General features: G+C 56.1%; 18 protein-coding genes. 6 read left to right on the plus strand and 12 right to left on the minus strand.

Going from position 1 to position 18,407, the window contains the following annotated elements:
* Positions 1-9: 9 nt before the first annotated feature.
* From M8Q36_RS07805 to M8Q36_RS07815, 3 genes are read left to right on the plus strand one after another with little or no spacing between them, the layout of a single operon-like run.
* Positions 10-888 (plus strand): DMT family transporter, encoded by an 879-nt coding sequence (locus M8Q36_RS07805; protein ID WP_249880517.1) that lies wholly within the window; start codon positions 10-12, stop codon positions 886-888.
* Position 889: 1 nt separating this feature from the next.
* The gene (locus M8Q36_RS07810; protein WP_249880518.1) at positions 890-1,600 is read left to right on the plus strand and encodes a methyltransferase domain-containing protein; all 711 of its coding nucleotides are present in this window, start codon (positions 890-892) and stop codon (positions 1,598-1,600) included.
* Positions 1,578-2,312 (plus strand): class I SAM-dependent methyltransferase, encoded by a 735-nt coding sequence (locus tag M8Q36_RS07815; protein WP_249880519.1) that lies wholly within the window; start codon positions 1,578-1,580, stop codon positions 2,310-2,312. The genes M8Q36_RS07810 and M8Q36_RS07815 overlap by 23 nt, the downstream gene beginning before the upstream one ends.
* Before the next feature lie 37 nt (positions 2,313-2,349).
* On the opposite strand, the gene fdhF is transcribed toward M8Q36_RS07815, so the two are convergent.
* On the minus strand, positions 2,350-4,497 hold the full coding sequence (fdhF, locus tag M8Q36_RS07820) for a formate dehydrogenase subunit alpha (protein WP_249880520.1): 2,148 nt from the start codon (positions 4,495-4,497) through the stop codon (positions 2,350-2,352).
* 257 nt (positions 4,498-4,754) lie between these two features.
* Between fdhF and M8Q36_RS07825 the strand changes: the two genes are divergently transcribed.
* Positions 4,755-5,486 carry a response regulator gene (locus tag M8Q36_RS07825; protein ID WP_249880521.1) on the plus strand — a complete coding sequence of 244 codons (732 nt, stop codon included), beginning with the start codon at positions 4,755-4,757 and terminating at the stop codon, positions 5,484-5,486.
* A 3-nt stretch (positions 5,487-5,489) separates the two neighbouring features.
* Here the strand turns inward: M8Q36_RS07825 and M8Q36_RS07830 are convergent, their stop codons facing one another.
* Genes M8Q36_RS07830 through M8Q36_RS07855 form a run of 6 tightly spaced genes read right to left on the minus strand, consistent with a single transcriptional unit; the run spans position 5,490 to position 11,591 of the window.
* Positions 5,490-6,482, minus strand: coding sequence for a carbohydrate kinase family protein (locus M8Q36_RS07830; RefSeq protein ID WP_249882734.1), 993 nt, complete (start codon positions 6,480-6,482; stop codon positions 5,490-5,492).
* Complete coding sequence (locus tag M8Q36_RS07835; protein ID WP_065369884.1) at positions 6,482-7,342, minus strand: ketose 1,6-bisphosphate aldolase; 861 nt, start codon at positions 7,340-7,342, stop codon at positions 6,482-6,484. Before M8Q36_RS07835 ends, M8Q36_RS07830 begins: the two co-directional genes overlap by 1 nt.
* Positions 7,343-7,353: 11 nt before the next feature.
* Positions 7,354-8,040, minus strand: a complete 687-nt coding sequence (locus M8Q36_RS07840; protein WP_045511839.1) for a D-lyxose/D-mannose isomerase — start codon at positions 8,038-8,040, stop codon at positions 7,354-7,356.
* Between the two features lie 51 nt (positions 8,041-8,091).
* Positions 8,092-9,033, minus strand: coding sequence for an ABC transporter substrate-binding protein (locus tag M8Q36_RS07845; RefSeq protein ID WP_017459503.1), 942 nt, complete (start codon positions 9,031-9,033; stop codon positions 8,092-8,094).
* Positions 9,034-9,073: 40 nt separating this feature from the next.
* Entirely contained in the window at positions 9,074-10,075 is a 1,002-nt protein-coding gene (locus tag M8Q36_RS07850) for an ABC transporter permease subunit (protein WP_160271328.1), read from the minus strand.
* Complete coding sequence (locus M8Q36_RS07855) at positions 10,068-11,591, minus strand: sugar ABC transporter ATP-binding protein (RefSeq protein ID WP_249880522.1); 1,524 nt, start codon at positions 11,589-11,591, stop codon at positions 10,068-10,070. The genes M8Q36_RS07850 and M8Q36_RS07855 overlap by 8 nt, the downstream gene beginning before the upstream one ends.
* A 124-nt stretch (positions 11,592-11,715) precedes the next feature.
* Between M8Q36_RS07855 and M8Q36_RS07860 the strand changes: the two genes are divergently transcribed.
* Together M8Q36_RS07860 and yjdP are read left to right on the plus strand one after the other, a co-directional pair.
* Complete coding sequence (locus M8Q36_RS07860; protein ID WP_249880523.1) at positions 11,716-14,280, plus strand: ATP-binding protein; 2,565 nt, start codon at positions 11,716-11,718, stop codon at positions 14,278-14,280.
* 80 nt (positions 14,281-14,360) lie between these two features.
* Complete coding sequence (gene yjdP / locus M8Q36_RS07865) at positions 14,361-14,672, plus strand: DDRRRQL repeat protein YjdP (protein WP_020456180.1); 312 nt, start codon at positions 14,361-14,363, stop codon at positions 14,670-14,672.
* Between the two features lie 5 nt (positions 14,673-14,677).
* On the opposite strand, the gene M8Q36_RS07870 is transcribed toward yjdP, so the two are convergent.
* From M8Q36_RS07870 to phnL, 5 genes are all read right to left on the minus strand, one after another.
* Entirely contained in the window at positions 14,678-15,013 is a 336-nt protein-coding gene (locus M8Q36_RS07870) for a low molecular weight protein tyrosine phosphatase family protein (RefSeq protein WP_020456181.1), read from the minus strand.
* 206 nt (positions 15,014-15,219) lie between these two features.
* Positions 15,220-15,978 carry a phosphonate metabolism protein PhnP gene (gene phnP / locus M8Q36_RS07875; RefSeq protein ID WP_249880524.1) on the minus strand — a complete coding sequence of 253 codons (759 nt, stop codon included), beginning with the start codon at positions 15,976-15,978 and terminating at the stop codon, positions 15,220-15,222.
* Positions 15,979-16,038: 60 nt separating this feature from the next.
* Positions 16,039-16,590 carry a ribose 1,5-bisphosphokinase gene (gene phnN / locus M8Q36_RS07880; protein ID WP_249882735.1) on the minus strand — a complete coding sequence of 184 codons (552 nt, stop codon included), beginning with the start codon at positions 16,588-16,590 and terminating at the stop codon, positions 16,039-16,041.
* The gene (gene phnM / locus M8Q36_RS07885) at positions 16,587-17,723 is read right to left on the minus strand and encodes an alpha-D-ribose 1-methylphosphonate 5-triphosphate diphosphatase (RefSeq protein WP_045511850.1); all 1,137 of its coding nucleotides are present in this window, start codon (positions 17,721-17,723) and stop codon (positions 16,587-16,589) included. Before phnM ends, phnN begins: the two co-directional genes overlap by 4 nt.
* Positions 17,720-18,406 (minus strand): phosphonate C-P lyase system protein PhnL, encoded by a 687-nt coding sequence (gene phnL, locus M8Q36_RS07890; protein WP_020456185.1) that lies wholly within the window; start codon positions 18,404-18,406, stop codon positions 17,720-17,722. Before phnL ends, phnM begins: the two co-directional genes overlap by 4 nt.
* Position 18,407: the final 1 nt, after the last annotated feature.

Genomic DNA, 18,407 nt, shown 5'->3' on the forward strand with positions numbered 1-18,407 from the left:
ACGAGAAATATGAACTTTCTAATAAAAGTCGTTATTGCGACCCTCTGTATGGGGTCTTCTTTTCCAACCGGGAAATACTTAATCTCTTACGAAAATATGCCACCGTTTTTAATGGGCGGCTGGCGATTTATGGCGGCCGGGCTTTTTATGCTGTTAATCCCGGTTTTTACCCGTGGCATTCAGGCTATCATCCCGACCAGCGAAGGGTCGGTTGCGAAGGGGCTGCTTTTAACCGCGGTCGTTGGCGCGTTGCAGACGACGGGGACAATGGGCTTTCTCAACCTGGCGCTGGAGAGCGTTACCTCATCCATGTCTTCTATTATTCTGTTTACCAACCCGCTGTGGCTTGCGGTATTAGCGCATTATCTGCTGCACGATAAATTAAATAAGCGAAAAATAATCTCACTGGTCATCGGCGTCGCGGGGGTGATTGTTTGCCTGGGGCTTGAGAGCGTTAAAGGCGGAACCGGTTTATTTTATGCGTTTCTGGGATCGCTATGCTGGGCGGTATGCACGGTCGTGAGTAAGCGATTTGTGTTTGATAAAGATAGCTGGGTATTTACCGGCTGGCAGCTTTTTCTCGGCGCGCTGTTTATGTTGATCATCGCCTGGATAAGACATGAAAAATATGACATCAGCGATTTACAAATCTGGGGCTGGGTGTGGTTTATTTGGCTTATTTTACCGGCCAGCGTCGGCTCGTTCGGTTTGTGGTTTTCAGCGCTACGGCAGGGCGGCGCAACGCTTGCCAGCGGCTTTCTGTTTCTGGTTCCTCTCTTTTCAACGATCTTTTCTATTTTCACGTTGCATGATGGTCTTTCCATCCAGCTTATTATCGGCGGATGCCTGATTGTCCTTTCACTCTTTCTTCTTAATCGGGAGTATTAACATGGAAGTGGGTAACAGTATTTCAATATCAACCGGGCAACAATGGTCTTTTGATAATGATGTCGCCAGCCATTTTGATGAACATGTGCAAATGTCAGTACCGGTTTATCAGGAGGGGCATGAACTTATTGGTTTTTTAAGTGATTTCTTTATTAACGACGGTTCAGTGTTTTATGAAATAGGCTGCTCCACAGGCGCACTGATTCATAAAATTTATACCCGTCATAGTCAAAAAGCAGCGACACGGTTTATTGGCGTTGAACCGGTTCAGAATATGATCGCGCAGGCGAAAAAAAGAACCGGTAGTTTACCCATTGAATATCTGCATAACACCATTGAAAATATCGACATGGAAGCGTGCGACTTTATCGCCTCTTATTACTGCTTGCAGTTTATTCCATTGACTAAGCGCATAATGGCTTATGAAAAATTATATGATGCATTAATTCCTGGTGGTGCGTTAATTCTTTTTGAAAAAGAGGTTATTGACGACTCAAAAATAAATGAAATGATCGAGTCTTGTTATCTTAAATTCAAGCTGTCGCGAGGGTTTTCGGTTGATGAAATTCTCGCTAAAAAATTTAGCCTCGAAGGAATGATGCGACCCTGCACCGAACGAGAAAACAGAAAGATTCTTGCGGAAGTCGGGTTTAAACAAATTGCCACTATCATGAAATACGGTGAATTCCATGGATATCTTTGCATTAAATAAGCGCAGTCAGCAAAATAAAAGCAAATGGGAAGAGTTACATAAAAAATCGGCGGATGAACGTGTGCGCACCACACCCAGTTACGCCATAAAACGAATCTACGAAAGTCTGGAATATATTCAAACTCACTCTACCACCGTCAACACGCTGGAAATTGGCTGTGGGTTTGGTCGCAATCTTCATTACCTTATTACCCATGGTTTTTCTGATAATTATGTCGGTATTGATCAGACCGAGGTTGCTATTAACAAAGCAACCGAGCTGCTGAGCGATTACCAACAAAAAGGCATTGTACAACTCATTAAGGCCAACGCGGCAGGTGATTTACCCTTTCCGAATGATCACTTCGATTGCATTTTCGATATTATGTCCGCTATTACTTTTATTCCCGATGAAGCGGTACGCGTCGCTTATTTCAACAACGTGGTCATGCTCCTGAAACCGGGCGGCGCTTATTTCTTTCTTGCCGTCAGTAACCAGGCGGTATTTAACGATAAAGTTGTCGATGCAACGCTGGATGAACCGGGTCTGTTTAAACGTAAGTTCGACAACATGATTGAAAAAGCCTATTCGGCGGATGAGCTGAAACGCTATCTGGCGGGGCTGTCGGTTTGCTGTCTGGATGTGGTTTCCGAACATACTCGCGCTTTTGGCGATGAAAAGTTCGAACGAGAAAATGGCTTCTGGTTTGGCTGTTTTACCAAAGCGATCTGAAAAAAATGCGGGGTGGTGAACACCCCGCATTAACCGCTTAACCCATTGCGCTTTCGCGCAGGCGAGTCTTCAGTTTGTTGTACTCATCTATCACATACTGTTCGGCGGCGCGCTGATCGGCGATCGGCTCCACACGCACGGCGCAGTATTTGTACTCCGGCGTTTTGGTTATCGGGCTGAGGTTTTCCGTCACCAACTCGTTACAGGCACCAATCCACCACTGGTAGGTCATATACACCGCGCCTTTATTCGGACGCTCGCTGACCTGCGCACGCGTGATGATTTTGCCTTTGCGCGAGTTCACCCACACCAGCGCTTCATCTTCAATGCCAAGCCTTGCAGCGTCGGCCGTGTTGATTTGCGCATAACCCGGTTCATCCGCCAGCGCGGCGAGCGCGGCGCAGTTACCGGTCATTGAGCGGCAGGAGTAGTGACCCACTTCACGCACGGTGGAAAGCACCATCGGATACTCCTCGTTGAGTTTATCCATTGGCGCGACCCAGTCGCAGGTGAAGAACTTCGCCAGCCCATTCGGCGTATCGAATTTTTCTTTAAACAGATACGACGTGCCTTGATCGGCATCCGAAGTGTCACGACACGGCCACTGAATGTAGCCCAGCTCACCCATTTTTTCGTAGGTGGCGCCGTAGAAGTCCGGGCACAGATGACGCAACTCATCCCAGATTTCCTGCGTGTTGTTGTAATGCATCGGATAACCCATCCGGGTGGCGATCTCGCTGATGATTTGCCAGTCCGTTTTCAGATCCCACTTCGGTTCCACCGCTTTAAAGAATCGCTGGAAGCCGCGATCCGCTGCGGTATACACACCTTCGTGCTCCCCCCAGGAGGTCGATGGCAGGATAACGTCCGCCGCGGCTGCGGTTTTGGTCATGAAAATGTCCTGCACAATCACCAGTTCCAGCCCTTCAAACGCCTTACGTACCGCTGAAAGCTCGGCATCGGTCTGAAGCGGATCTTCGCCCATGATGTAGGCGGCGCGGACTTCGCCATGCTCAACGCGGTGCGGCAGTTCGCTGATGCGATAACCGGTATGCGCAGGCAGGCTTTCAACGCCCCAGGCTTTGGCGAATTTCTCGCGGTGCGCATCCTCTTTCACGTACTGGTAACCAGGGTAGGTATCCGGTAACGCGCCCATATCGCAGGCACCCTGCACGTTGTTCTGACCACGCACCGGGTTCACCCCAACGTGCGCTTTGCCGAGGTTGCCCGTCAGCATCGCGAGGCTGGTCAGCGAACGCACGGTTTCCACACCCTGGTAGAACTGGGTCACGCCCATGCCCCACAGAATGGCGGCGGTTTTCGCACCGGCATACATACGGGCGGCCTGGCGGATCTCCTGCGCAGCGACGCCGGTGATCTCCTCGACCGATTCCGGCGTATAGCCTTCAACGATTTTCCGGTACTCTTCAAACCCTTCGGTACGATTGGCGACAAACGCTTCGTCGTACAGCTTTTCTTCAATAATGACATGCCCCATCGCGTTGAGCAGGGCGATGTTCGACCCGTTTTTCAATGCAACGTGCATATCAGCAATGCGCGCGGTTTCGATTTTGCGCGGATCGCAGACAATGATTTTCGCCCCGTTTTGTTTCGCGCGAATCACATGATTAGCGACGATCGGGTGAGAATCCGCCGGGTTGTAACCAAAGATAAACACTAAATCTGTGTTATCAATTTCATTAATGGCATTACTCATCGCGCCATTACCGACCGACTGGTGCAGACCTGCAACCGATGGGCCGTGTCAGACGCGAGCGCAGCAGTCGACGTTATTGGTACCAATAACGGCGCGCGCGAATTTTTGCATTATGTAGTTGGTTTCATTACCCGTACCGCGGGAAGAGCCGGTGGTCTGGATTGCATCCGGACCGTACTTCTCTTTGATGGCGCTCAGACGACTGGCGACATAATCGAGCGCTTCATCCCAGGATACCGACTCCAGTTTGCCGCCGCGCTGGCGACGGATCATCGGGGTTTTCAGGCGAGGTGTCAGAATCTGGGTATCGTTAATAAAATCCCAGCCGTAATAACCTTTCAGGCAAAGCGTGCCCTGATTGGTCTTGCCCTGCGCTGCCTCCGCCCGAACGATTTTGCCGTTATCGACCACCAGGTGAATCTTGCAACCTGAGGCGCAATACGGGCAAACCGTGACGACTTTTTTCATCACTTTCGCTCCAGTTAAGAATATCGCCCCCGATTATGCATCTTCTATGCCACAGTGTTACTGGGGGTATTCACTGATATTACGGCGAGTATTTGGTCAAAATACTGACGAAACGCAGGTCATCGTCAAAAGTGACGTGTCGAAAGGCGAGGGGGATGTGACCCCGGTTAAAAATCCGGCATTTATTCGCTGCAATTATCAATCGCAGCCAACAGAATGAGCCAGAATGAGCAAACGAAGCCTGGCGGAAGCGGACAATGAAACCTGCGATTCTGGTTGTGGATGACGATACGGCGGTGTGTTCACTGCTGGAAGATGTGCTTAACGAGCACGTCTTTACGGTCTACGCCTGCCATAACGGGCGCGATGCGGTAGATCTTTGCGCGCAGCATGCGGATATCGCGCTGGTGCTGTTAGATATGATGTTGCCAGATATCAACGGCTTGCAGGTGTTACAGCAGTTGCAAAAACTGCGCCCGTCGCTGCCGGTGGTGATGCTCACCGGGCTTGGCAGCGAATCGGATGTGGTGGTCGGCCTGGAAATGGGTGCCGATGACTACATTGGCAAGCCGTTCAACGCGCGTGTGCTGGTCGCGCGCGTCAAAGCCGTATTGCGACGTACCGGCGTGCTGGCGGCGGAAGCTACCGCCATCAAAACGCCGGGATTTGTTTTTAACGGCTGGCATCTCGATCCCGAACGCTGCGAGCTATTTAACCCGCAGCAGCAGAGCGTGGCGTTGACGCAAGGGGAGTACAGTTTATTGCTGGCGCTGGTGCAAAACGCGCGTCGGGTACTGAATCGTGAACAATTGCTGGAGCTAACGCACAGCGAAAGCGTCGATGTGTTTGATCGCACCATTGACGTGTTGATTATGCGCCTGCGCCGTAAAATCGAAACCAATCCTCACCAACCCGCGTTGATCAAAACCTTGCGCGGGCTTGGTTACGTGTTTGCCGCAGACGTTTCTCACGGTGATAAAGCCGCCTGAGCCTCAGCACTCTTGTAATAACGCGTCCAGCGTTTTCGCGCCGTCAATGGCGTTGGCGCATAGCAGGCTGGCGCGGGCGCAGGCATGCGCCAGCAGAATGCTTTTTTGCAGCGGCCAGCTTTCGTGGCAACCATATAAAAAACCGGCGCAAAAGGCATCTCCCGCCCCCACGCTGCCAATAATTTCGGCCTGGCTCAGCATTCGAGAAGGCACCCAACTGCCCGCATCGCCGGGCGCTTCGCCCCACGCACCTTCCGGGCAGTGGATCACCACCCGCTGTTTTACGCCCGCCGCCAGCAGTTTGGCCGCAGCGAGGGCGATATTGTCGATATGCGGCCCGTCGTCGGCTGTGCGCATTGCCAGTCCGCTGAATTCGCCCGCTTCCAGTTCGTTGATCACCAGGTAATCGAGGTGCGGCAAGCAGGGCAGCACCAGCGGTTGATAGCGCGGATCGCCTTTGCGCGACACTAAATCGAGCGAGGTTTCAAAGCCCAGTTCGCGCATTTGCGCCAGCAGGCGTGCGCTGCGGGTGCCAAATTCCTCATCGGGTTTATCCAGGCTATCGAGCAGCAGTAAGTAACCGAGATGGAAAATCTTCATGCTACCATCCAGCCCGTCAAAGGCGGGCAGATCCAGCAGACGATTGGCTCCCGGCGAGTGGAAAAAGGTGCGCTGCCCGGAAGGATCGGTCATCACCTGCGACATGGACGTCGGTGCTGACGTGGTGCGCTGCACATGCTGGCGGTTGACGTGATACTGCTCCAGCATCGCCAGAATATAATCGCCGTCGCTGTCTTCGCCCACCAGCCCGACCGCCTGTAGCGGCAGGCCAACGTGCATTTTCGCCAGCGTTAGCAACACATTCAGCGGCGCTCCGCCGGTGGAACGCTCGCTATGGGTGATTTCCGCCAGCCAGCCGCGCTCCGGCCACTGCACAATCTGGTGGACATGATCGACCAGCATATTTCCGGCGGCAATAACCCCTTTACGTTCCATCACAGTTGCCCCGCGCTGCCAAAGATGCGCATCTGTCCGGCGACGGTATCGGTAATGGCTTCTTCAACACTGAGCAAGAGCTGTGCGAACTCGTCGTACAGCGGCTGGCGGTTGCCCATGCGCTGCTCAATGGCGCCCAGCGCGGCTTGCGACATGCCGGTGTAGAAATTGATTTTATGAATGCCGAGCGAGATAGCGCGGCGGAAATCCTCATCGCTGATGCCGGAACCGCCGTGCAACACTAGCGGCAGGCCGGTTTGCTGGCGAATGGCGTCAAGGCGCTCAAAATCGAGTTTCGGCTCGCCTTTGTACTTGCCGTGCGCGTTACCAATGGCGACCGCCAGCGTATCGATGCCGGTGCGATCCACAAAATCCCGCGCCAGCGCCGGATCGGTGAAACAGGCTTCATCGGCGTGACCGTACAACGCACCGCCTTCATCGCCGCCCACCGCACCCAGCTCGGCTTCCACGGACACGCCCACCGCGTGGCACATCTTCACCACTTCCCGCGTCTGGCGAATATTCTCTTCGTACTCCAGCGTGGAGCCATCGAACATCACCGAACTAAAGCCGAGCCGCAGCGCGCGCACCACGGATTCAAAATGCAGGCCGTGGTCGAGATTTAAGACCACCGGAATGTCACTGCGGGCGGCTTCGAATTTTACTGCTTCGACCAGCGAGTCCAGCGAGATGTACTTAAAATGCACTTCGGCGATATTGATGATAAACGGCGATCGCTCCTGCTTCGCGGCGGCGAACAAGGCGCGTAGAAAGTGGGAGTCGAGCACGTTGAACGCGCCCAGGGCGTAGTGATGTTCGCGGGCATGCGCCAGGCCTTCGGCAAGAGAAATCAGCGGCATAGCAAACTCCTTTAGCTCAGAAACAGATGATACTCGTTGCACAGCACCAGCAGCGCCGGTTCGTCTTCCAGAATGTTGTTGTAGCGATCCATGGCGTTCAGGAAGTGGTTGTCATGCTCGTCATCGTTCACCGACGACACTTCCCCGACCAGCACATCGCCGAAGCCGGGCTCGCCCCAGAAGCTGTGATACAGCCCCGGTGGCAGGCAAATACTTTCCCCTGGTGAGAGGCGCAGCTGGCTGCCCGCCGCGTGTGTCTGAATGCAGCCATCAATGACCACGGTAACGTCGGTGTTGAGCGTCTCGTCATTCGCTCCGGCGTTCCACAGTTCAATAATTAAATTACCGCCGCCGCGATTAATGATGTCCTCGCGCTTGCGCCAGTGAAAATGCATCGGTGTCACCTGTGCGTCGCGCACATGCATGATCTTTTCCGCATAACATTTTTCATAGGGCGCGCCGTTGGGCGAGCCGTTGCGCAGCGTAAACAGCGTCAGCCCTTGGGCGTAGAAATTCGAACTGCCGAAGGCGGTGACATCCCAGCCTAACTTCAGATCGAACACTTCGCGCCAGGCCTCTCTGTCCAGCTGTTGCCATTTGGTTGGTGGAAAACTGGCAAAAGGAGGCAGATGCACATCGTGCATTGAGAAGAACTGTCGTGTATGGCCGAGAATCTCATTAATGGCGGAGCGTTTCATGGTATCCCCTGTGTTGGCGCTCCCTCTCCCTTGCGGGAGAGGGATAGACCGTTATTTCACCGTCCAGCCTTTGTAACTGCCGACATTCTGTTTATCGATCATGGTCACCGGGATCAGCACCGGCGCTTTCGGCGCGGGTTTGCCTTGCAGGATGTCATAACCAATTTCCACCGCGCGGGCGGCCATCACTTGGGGATCCTGAGCCGGGGTGGCGACAAACAGCGAGTTCTTACGTTTCAGCGCCTCTTCACCGTCCGGGCTACCGTCGACGCCAACGATAAAGAACTCGTTGCGTTGCGCCTGTTTAGCGGCCAGATCGGCACCGATCGCCGTCGGATCGTTAATCGCAAACACGCCGTCGATTTTCGGGTTAGCGGCAAGCAGTGAGGTCATCACTTCCAGCCCGCCTTCACGGCTGCCTTTGGCGTTCTGGTTATCGGAAAGCACCTTGATGTCCGGGTGGCGTTTAAACTCGGTCTGACAACCTTCGACACGGTTCTGCACGGCGGATACCGGCGGCCCGTTGATGATCACCACATTGCCTTTGCCTTTCAGACGATCGGTGATGTATTTACACGCCATTTCGCCTGCCTGGGTGTTATCGGAGGTGATGGTGGCATCAGCGCCTTCGGCCGCTACGTCAACCGCCACGACGACGATCCCGGCGTCTTTCGCCCGCTTCACCGCCGGGCCGATGCCTTTGGAATCTGCGGCGTTGAGGATGATCATGTCGACTTTGGCGGCGATAAAGTTATCAATCTGCGCCACTTGCTGACCGAGGTCGTAGCCGCTGGAAACCAGCGTCACTTTGACCTTATCGCCCGCCAGTTTGCGCGCTTCCAGCTCCGCCCCCTTGGTGATTTGCACGAAGAAGGGGTTGGCCAGATCGCCCACCGTCACGCCGATGGACTTCAGTTCTTTGGCCTGCGCGAACGGGGCGCTGGCCAGCAGAGCGCCCGCGCAGAGCGCAGTGACAAGAGGTTTAAGACGCATGCTGTAATCCTCGCTTATGTTGCTGTTTTGTAGGGTATTGTTATGCTGCCTGATGATGCCGGGTACGGTATTTGTCGATCAGCACCGCTATGATGATCACCGCCCCTTTGATCACCAATTGCCAGAAGTAGGAGACGCCCATCAGCGTCATCCCATTGTTTAAGGTGGCGATAATCAGCGCCCCCACCAGCGTGCCGGTGATGGTGCCAATCCCGCCGACAAAGCTGGTACCGCCGAGGATCACCGCCGCGATGGCATCCAGCTCATAGCCCATGCCGAGGTTGCCGTTGGCGCTGTACAAACGCGAGGCGCTCATCACCCCGCCAAGACCGGAAAGCAGCCCACTCATGCCATAGACGAACAGCAACACCAGCCACACTTTGATGCCGGTCAGGCGTGCGGCCTGCATATTGCCGCCCACCGCGTAAATATGTACGCCAAGCGTGGTGCGGCGCAGGATAAACCAGCACACCACAATCACCGCCAGCGCGATCACCACCAGCCACGGCACCGGGCCAAGATAGTTATTGCCGATCCACTCAAAACTGATGTCGGAGTTAATCACCGTGGTGCCGTCAGCCAGCAGATAGGCCGCACCGCGCAGCGCGGTGTAAGTGCCGAGCGTGACGATAAACGGCGGCAACCCGGCGAACGCCACCAGCGCGCCGTTAAACAGCCCCAGCACCAGGCCAAGCATCAGCGCCGCCGGCACCGACAGCATGGCGAGCTCCGGTATCAACGACACCACCATTGCTGCCACTGCTGTAGTACCAAGGATCGACCCGACAGACAGGTCAATGCCGCCGGTCAGAATGATGAAGGTCATCCCTGCCGCCAGCACAATGTTGATCGACGCCTGGCGGGTGATATTCAGCAAATTGCTCTCGGTAAAGAAGTTCGGCGCGATAAAGCCAAACACGGCGACGATGAGGATCAAAATCGGCAGAATGCCGACCGTTTGCATCAGATCACCCATCAACATCTTCTTGGCGGAGGCCGATTTGGCGACCTCGGTGGCTGTATTTTCTTTGTAATCAGTCATGGTGTACCGCCGGATGTAGGGATTCGTTAACGCCGGTCGCCAGCGTCATGATGTTTTCCTGGGTGATGTCGCCGTTGAGTAACTCTCCGGCAATCTCGCCTTCGCGCATCACATACACGCGATCGCTCATGCCGACCACTTCCGGTAACTCACTGGAGATCATCAGGATCGCCACGCCTTTGCGCGCCATTTGGTTCATGATCCGGTAGATCTCGCTTTTCGCGCCGACATCGACACCGCGCGTTGGCTCGTCGAGGATCAAAATGCGCGGGCCAATCGCCACCCAGCGCGAGATCAACAGTTTCTGTTGATTGCCGCCGGAAAGCCCGCCCGCCCGTACTTGCGCGTGCGGTACGCGGATGTTGAGCAACTTGATGGCATCATCGGAGATCGACTGTGCTTTTTTGCGATCGAGCATTCCCCAGGCGGCGTCGCGCTCAAGCGTCGCCATGGTGATGTTCTCCTGCGCCGCCAGTTCGAGAAACAGCCCTTGCTCTTTGCGGTTTTCGGTCAAAAAACCGATGCCCAAATCAATGGCGGCACGCGGGGAATGGATCACCACCGGTTCGCCATCCACTTCGATCATGCCGCCGGTGGCTTTGCGCACGCCGAAGATCAACTGCGCCAGTTCCGATCGTCCTGCACCAACCAGCCCGGCGAGACCGACGATCTCCCCGGCGCGGACATGCAAGCTAACCGGCTGGATCTTTTCGTTATCCGTCAGGTGGTGAATGCTCAGACGTGGGCTGCCGAGCGGAATATCGCGCTCTTTGTTAAACAGATCGCTGAGTGGTCGCCCGACCATCATGCGTACCAGCTCGGAGGCGTTCAGTTGGTCGCGGGTCAGGCTGCCGACGTATTGCCCGTCGCGCAGCACGCTGACGCGATCGGAAAGCTCATACACTTCCGCCATGCGGTGGCTGATGTAGATAATCGCCATGCCTTGATCGCGCAGGCGCAGGATCAGTTCAAACAGGCGGTGAGTTTCACGCGAGGAGAGGGCGGCAGTGGGTTCGTCCATCACCAGAATGCGGCTGTTGCGGTGCAATGCGCGGGCGATCTCCACCTGCTGTTGTTCGGCGATGGTTAATGTCATCACCCGGTCGGTGGCTTTGAAATTGGCGCCAAGGCGATCGATCACCGCCTGGGCTTGCGCGGCCATCTCTTTGCGCTGCACCAGCCCGCCACGGGCGATTTCGCTGCCGAGAAAGATGTTTTCGGCGACGGTAAGATTGGGCGCGAGCTGCATCTCCTGGTAAATTAAGGTGATGCCCGCCGCCAGCGCGTCTTTCGGGCCTTTGATACTGTAAGGCTTGCCATCAATCAGGATCTCGCCGCTGGTGGCGCTGTACGCCCCGGCAAGAATTTTCATTAACGTGCTTTTCCCCGCGCCGTTTTCCCCCATTAGCGCGTGGATCTCGCCGGGCCAGACCGTCAGGTCCACCCCTTTGAGCGCGTAAAACTTGCCAAACGCTTTGGCAATGTTGCGCATCTCCAGAACGGGCGTTGTGCTCATGTCAGGCTCCTCGGAAGGACGATATCCGCACTTCATCACACGTTCGTAAATGCACAATGTCAGAAGCTGTTCATATTTGTCATAGTGACGCCCATACCCGCGTTGAGCCTCTTATGGAGCCACTATGCCGTATCGCGCGAATCCGTTCTTTTCCAGCGCCCGTGGGCGGCTGCTGTTTTTCAATGTGTTAGTGGTGGCCGTGACCTTAATGGTGTGCGGCGTGGCGGTACTTGGCTTTCGCCATGCCAGCCAGATTCAGGAACAGGTGCAGCAGCAGACGCTGGACGATATGACTGGCAGCATGAACCTGGCGCGCGATACCGCCAACGTTGCCACGGCGGCGGTGCGTTTATCGCAGGTGGTGGGCGCGCTGGAGTACAAAGGGGAAGCCGAGCGGCTGAAAGCAACGCAAAGTGCGCTACAGCACTCGCTTAACCAACTGGCGAACGCGCCGCTTGCGCAACTGGAGCCGCAACTGGTGGCGCAGATCACGCGGCGCAGCCATGAGTTGCAGCAAAGCGTCACCGAGATGCTGCAACGCGGACAGCGCCGCCACCTGGAGCGTAATGCGCTGCTCAGTTCGCTCTACCAGAGCCAAAGTTATTTGCGTCATTTACAGGAGATAAATACGCGGGAAGGGGGAAATATCCCCGACAGCCGCCTGCTGGAAGAGATGGACCGGCTCATCATTGCCGCCATTCAAACGCCGTCCCCGCGCCCGACCATCAAGCAGCTGTCTGAGGTGATGGCAGCATTACCGCTGCAAAGCGCCAGCCCAACGGTGGCGTTTATCCTGCCCGATTTCAGCGCCGAGTTGTGCAAACTGGAACCGCTGTCGCTGCAACTGGAAGAGAGCGATCTGGCGATCAGCTGGTCGATGTTTCACATCAAAGCGCTGGTGGCGCTACTCAACAGCGACATTAACCAGTATGTCTCGGAAGTGGCGAAAGCCTCGGAACTGCGCACCACCCAGAGCCACCAGGAGATGCGATCCATCATTGTGTTTATCAGCATTTTCGCCCTGCTGGCGCTGGTGATCACCGGCTTTGCCGGTTGGTATATCTACCGTAACCTGGGGTCTAATTTGACCGCGATTTCGCGCGCGATGTCACGGCTGGCGCACGGTGAAAAGGACGTTTCCGTACCGGGTTTGCAGCGGCGTGATGAGCTGGGCGAACTGGCTCGGGCGTTTAACGTCTTCGCCCGTAATACTGCTTCGCTTGAGCACACCTCAAAGCTACTGAAAGAGAAAAGTACGCAACTGGAAACCACTTTTCACGCCATGCGCGACGGCTTTGCCCTGTTTGATAACCAGGGCTGTCTGGTCGTGTGGAACCCGCAATATCCGCTGTTGCTGGGGTTAACCGCCGATGCGCTTCAGCGCGGACAGCATTACCAGCGTTTGCTGCACCAGGTGAGTGATTTACCCGGTCACGTGCAGGAGAATCTCGCCCGCCCGCTGCCGAAACCCCAGGAATTGCGGCTGGCAGATGACCGCACCATTGAGCTGCGCTTCAGCCCGGTGCCAGGGCGCGGAATGGTTAACGTGGTGCTGGATCGAACCGAGCGCAAAGGGCTGGAAGCCGCATTGCTGCATAGCCAGAAGATGAAAGCGGTCGGGCAACTGACCGGCGGGCTGGCGCATGACTTTAATAACCTGCTGGCGGTGATCATCGGTAGCCTCGAATTGGTCGCACCGGGTTCGCCGGATGCGCCGCGCATTTCGCGGGCGCTGAAAGCCGCCGAGCGCGGGGCGTTACTCACGCAGCGCCTGCTGGCGTTTTCACGTAAACAGTCGCTGCATCCGCACGCGGTTGAGATGCAGCCGCTGCTGGAAAACCTTGGCGAGCTGATGCGTCATTCCTTGCCGGCGACGTTGACGCTGGAGATTGAGGCACAGAACCCGGCGTGGCCCGCGTGGATCGATGTCGGGCAACTGGAAAACGCCATCATCAATCTGGTGATGAACGCCCGCGATGCCATGGAAGGAGAGAGCGGCGTCATCAAAGTGCGCACCTGGAACCAGCGTGTCACCCGCAGCGACGGGCGCAAGCAGGATATGGTGGCGCTGGAAGTGGTGGATCATGGCTGCGGGATGTCGCAAGAGGTCAAAGCACAGGTATTTGAACCGTTCTTCACCACCAAGCAGACCGGCAGCGGCAGCGGGTTAGGGCTGTCGATGGTTTACGGTTTTGTCCGCCAGTCCGGCGGGCGGGTAGAGATTGAAAGCGCGCCAGGGCAGGGCACCACGGTGCGTTTACAACTGCCACGCGCGGCGGTGCAGGTGGTCAATCACCCCGAACCCGATTTGGCGCAAACGCGTGATACCCGCGACACGCTGATTCTGGTGCTGGAAGATGAAGCGGATGTGCGCCAGACGCTGTGTGAACAGCTGCATGAGCTGGGGTATCTAACGCTGGAGGCCGAAAGCGGCGAGCAGGCGTTGCAACTGCTGAGCGCGTCGCCGGAGATTGGCGCACTGATTAGTGACCTGATGTTGCCCGGTACGTTAAGCGGGGCGGAAGTGATTAACCTTGCGCGTCAGCACTATCCGCAACTGCCGCTGTTGCTGATAAGCGGCCAGGATCTGCGTCCGGCGCATAACCCTGCGCTGCCGGATGTCGAGCTGTTGCGCAAACCGTTTACCCGCGTACAACTCGCCCAGGCACTGCGGCGCATTGCAGCGTAGTGGATTTGAGATTCCTCCGCTACCCGGCGCGCGCGTGGCTGAATTAACGTAAGCCTCGTCCCTATTTGAGGCTGGCCTTTATGAAACGTTACGCGAACGCGCTGGTGCTCGGCGCTCTCTTACTCAGTGGTCAGGTTGCCCACGCGGATGTGATTGATGATGCGATTGGTAATATCCAGCGGGCGATTGGCGAGGCGTATAACACAGATAGCCGCGATGACAGGCGTGATGACGACTACCAAAGCCGCGATCAGCGCAGGCAGTACGACGACCGTTATCAGCAGCTTGAGGATCGGCGTCGTCAACTGGATGACCGCCAGCGCCAGCTCGATCGCGAGCGGCGCCAGCTGGAAGATGAACAGCGCAGGCTGGAAGACGATGATTATCGCTAACGCGGCTACGCAGGGATGCGCAAACCTAAACGCGCCGGAACAACATCTTCCAGCAACGCGATCAGTTGCGGATCCATAAAGTGGTAATGGTCAGGAATATCCAGCACGTAAACCGGTTTATGCTGCACCAGGCGGCTGAAGTCTTCCAGAATCCGGCTTTTGTGATGCTCTTCCATGACGCAGATAACATCCGCCCAGGAGAGAATGGCGGGGGAAACGGTTTTTCTCGCCTGGCGCTGGGTGCCAGCGGAACGGGCATTTAGCCCCGGGTAGCGGCGAAAAACCTGCTCAGCCGTGGGGCTGCGCCACTGGTTTCGGCTACAAATAAAAAGCACATTCATGGCAAGCTCAATACTCTGTCAAAGCCGCGATGTGCTAATAACTGCCTGGCCACACGCGGGTAAGTAAGACCCCGTTGCGTTATGCGCAACAACTTTTTTGCTTCGAGTCTGTACGCTTAATCCCTCAAACGACCTCTTTACAGGCTGCGTCTGCTTATTCCGCTTCCACCGGAAAAGATGCGACGAATATATCGATATTACGCGGTCTAATCCAGCACAATCCGCATGCCATCATACCCTGCTTCAACCCCCACCGGCAGCGGGTTTTTCATCATCCATTGATCAAAGACATGACTGATATGCGTTAGGATAACTCTTGGACAGCCAATCACCTCATTCAGGGCGATAACCGTGTTCAAATCGCTGTGATTTTTCGGCGTTTGCGCACGTGGTTCATAAGAACAATCTATCACCACCACTTGTGGATGATTATTGAGCAAAAACTTCAGCGTCTTGTCCGGTAACCCGGCGGTATCAGACAGCCATGCCACCCGGCTGTGCGCCGATTCGAACAAATAGCCAAAGGTGAGTTTCGAATGGTTCAGCGGTAGCGGCGTCACCTGTAAACCTTGCAGGTCAAACACCACAAACGGTTCAACGGTATGGCTGAAATCAAGCAGGCCGGGGTGCTTAAACAGATCGTCGCAACCCTGTTCATCCGGTGGGCCATAGACCGGGATTTTCTCGCCCACGCCCCAGCGCAACGGAAACAGCCCTTGCACATGATCCATGTGATAGTGAGTAAGCAGAAACTGCTGAAAGTGACCGGCGGGGAAGTTATCCATCAGATCGGGGATACCGGCGTCGAGTAAGGTCACTGCGTCGTTAAACTTCACCACGGCGCTACAGGGTTTACGGCGATGGGTTTCATTCTGACGGGCACGGCGGCAGGCTGCACAGTCGCAACCAAAAACCGGCACCAGTTGTGCGCCGCCGGTGCCGGTGAGGGTGATTGTCAGGCTCATAGCGCCTCGCTTTAACGGTTGAGTCAACGTAACCGGCGCAGCAACGCCACGCCGACATCATTACGCGCTTTTCCCTTGTTGCGCACGAATCAGCATGACCAGTCCTTCTACTGACTGTAGCAAACTGCCATCGTTATTCAGTGTCAGGCAATTGCCTGGCTGGTAACGCGCCGCGCGCTCCAGCCGCGCTTCAATCTCGGCGGCGCTCTCCCGCCCGCGTTTTTCCAGACGCTGGCGCAAAATGTCGGGCGAAACCTGCACGTACACCGGCATCAGCGTGTCGCCATATTGCGCTTGCGCCTGTTGCAGATGCCCGCGCGAACCGTTTACCACCACATCAAACCCGGCCTGTAGCCAGAGGTCTATCTCTGCGCCAATGCCGTAATAAAAGTCGTTGGCATGCCAGCTCAGCGTAAACAGATGCTGCTCGGCACGGGTGAAAAACTCTTTCTCACTCAACGCGATATGGTTTTCGCTCCCGGCGCTGGCCGGCCGGGTAATGTAACGGTGCGCGACCAGTAATTGCGGATGCTCCCGCTGACGCAGCGCCGCCAGCAGCGAGTCTTTGCCCGCGCCGGACGGCCCCATTAACCAGATCAGTCTGCCCATCAGAACACCCTTTTCCCCTCGCGCCAGACATGATCAATGCGTACGTGGTCGCCTTTATGGTGCGCCAGCACCAGATCCGCCCGCTTCCCTTCGGCGATCACGCCGCGATCGTTAAGATTCAGCGCCTGTGCCGGGTTTTTGGTTACCAGGTGAACCGCTTTCTCCAGGCTGAAATCATTCTCTTCATCGCTGGCTACGCGAAACACCGCATCCAGCAGGCTGGCGGGGTAGTAGTCGGACGACAAAATATCCAGCATGCCAAGTTGCGCCAGCTTATGTGCCGCCACGTTGCCGGAGTGGGAACCGCCGCGCACGATATTGGGCGCGCCCATCAGCACGCTTAATCCATGATCACGCGAGGCTTCCGCCGCCGCGAAAGTGGTCGGGAATTCCGCAATCACGCTGCCGAGCTGGTGCGATTCGACAACATGCTCGCGCGTTGCGTCATCGTGGCTGGCAAGCGGCAGATTACGCGCATTGCATATCGCGGCGATGGCTAACCGGTTGGGCTGCGACCACTGTGCGGCGAGCGCCAGTTGCTCCTGCTCGAACTGATCCATCTGCTCATCGGTGAGGTGATATTTACCCTGATAATATTCACGATACTTCTCATAGCTGGCGTACTGGCGCTGTCCTGGAGAATGATCCATCAGCGACACCAGCGCGACCGGCTCGCGGCCAACCAGTTTTTCAAACAGCGGCAGCGTGGTGTGGTGCGGCAGTTCACAGCGCAGGTGCAGGCGGTGCTCGGCGCGGTTCAACCCGCGCTTTTGCGAATCTTCCACGGCGTTGATCATCTTTTCCAGATTCTCCAGCCGGTCGCCGCCGTCGCGCACATCACCAATCGCTACCGCGTCTAGCACCGTTGTTATCCCGCTGGCGACCATCAGCGCGTCGTGGCTGCTCATCGCGGAATGGGCGGGCCAGTCCACTTTCGGGCGCGGGGTGAAGAACTTATCCAGATTATCCGTATGCAGTTCAATAAGCCCAGGCATCAGCCAGCCGCCGTCGCCATCATGCGCGCCGGGCTGGCGGCTTTGGGTTTCGGCAAAAGCACGAATTACGCCGTCACGAACTTCCAGCGAGCCGCTGATCACCTCATCTTCGAGGATCAGTTTTACATTGTTGATTATCATGCGGAGATCCCCATCGGGTAGAGGCGGTCGGCGACATGTTCGCGCACGGCGCCATCGTGAAAGATGCCGACAATCGCTGCGCCGCGCGCTTTCGCCTGCGCGATCAGTTCAACGACAGCGGCGCTGTTTTTCTCATCCAGCGAAGCGGTAGGTTCATCGAGCAGCAAAATCGGGTAGTCGACAATAAACCCGCGCGCGATATTAACGCGCTGCTGTTCACCGCCGGAAAAGGTGGCGGGAGCGAGATGCCACAAGCGTTCCGGCACATTCAGCCGGGTGAGCAGTTCACCCGCTTTTTGCGCGCACTGTTCGCGGGCAATGCCCTGTTCCAGCAGCGGTTGCATTACCACATCCAGCGCGCTAACGCGCGGGATAACGCGTAAAAACTGGCTCACCCAGCCAATGGTGTGGCGGCGTACTTCCAGCACTTTACGCGCCGGAGCCTGCACCAGATCCACCCATTCATCGCCGTGTTTGACATGAATATGTCCGGCGTCGGGCAGGTAATTGGCGTACAGCGAACGCAGCAGGGTCGATTTCCCGCTGCCGGAATGGCCATGCAGCACCACACATTCACCGGCCCCGACACTGAGCGATGTTTCGCGCAGCACCGGCAGGCGCACGCCGTTTTGGTGATGCAGAACAAAGGTCTTGCTGACATTTTCCACACGCAAAACAGTCATC

Source organism: Kosakonia sp. R1.Fl, assembly GCF_023516815.1.
GTDB lineage: Bacteria > Pseudomonadota > Gammaproteobacteria > Enterobacterales > Enterobacteriaceae > Kosakonia.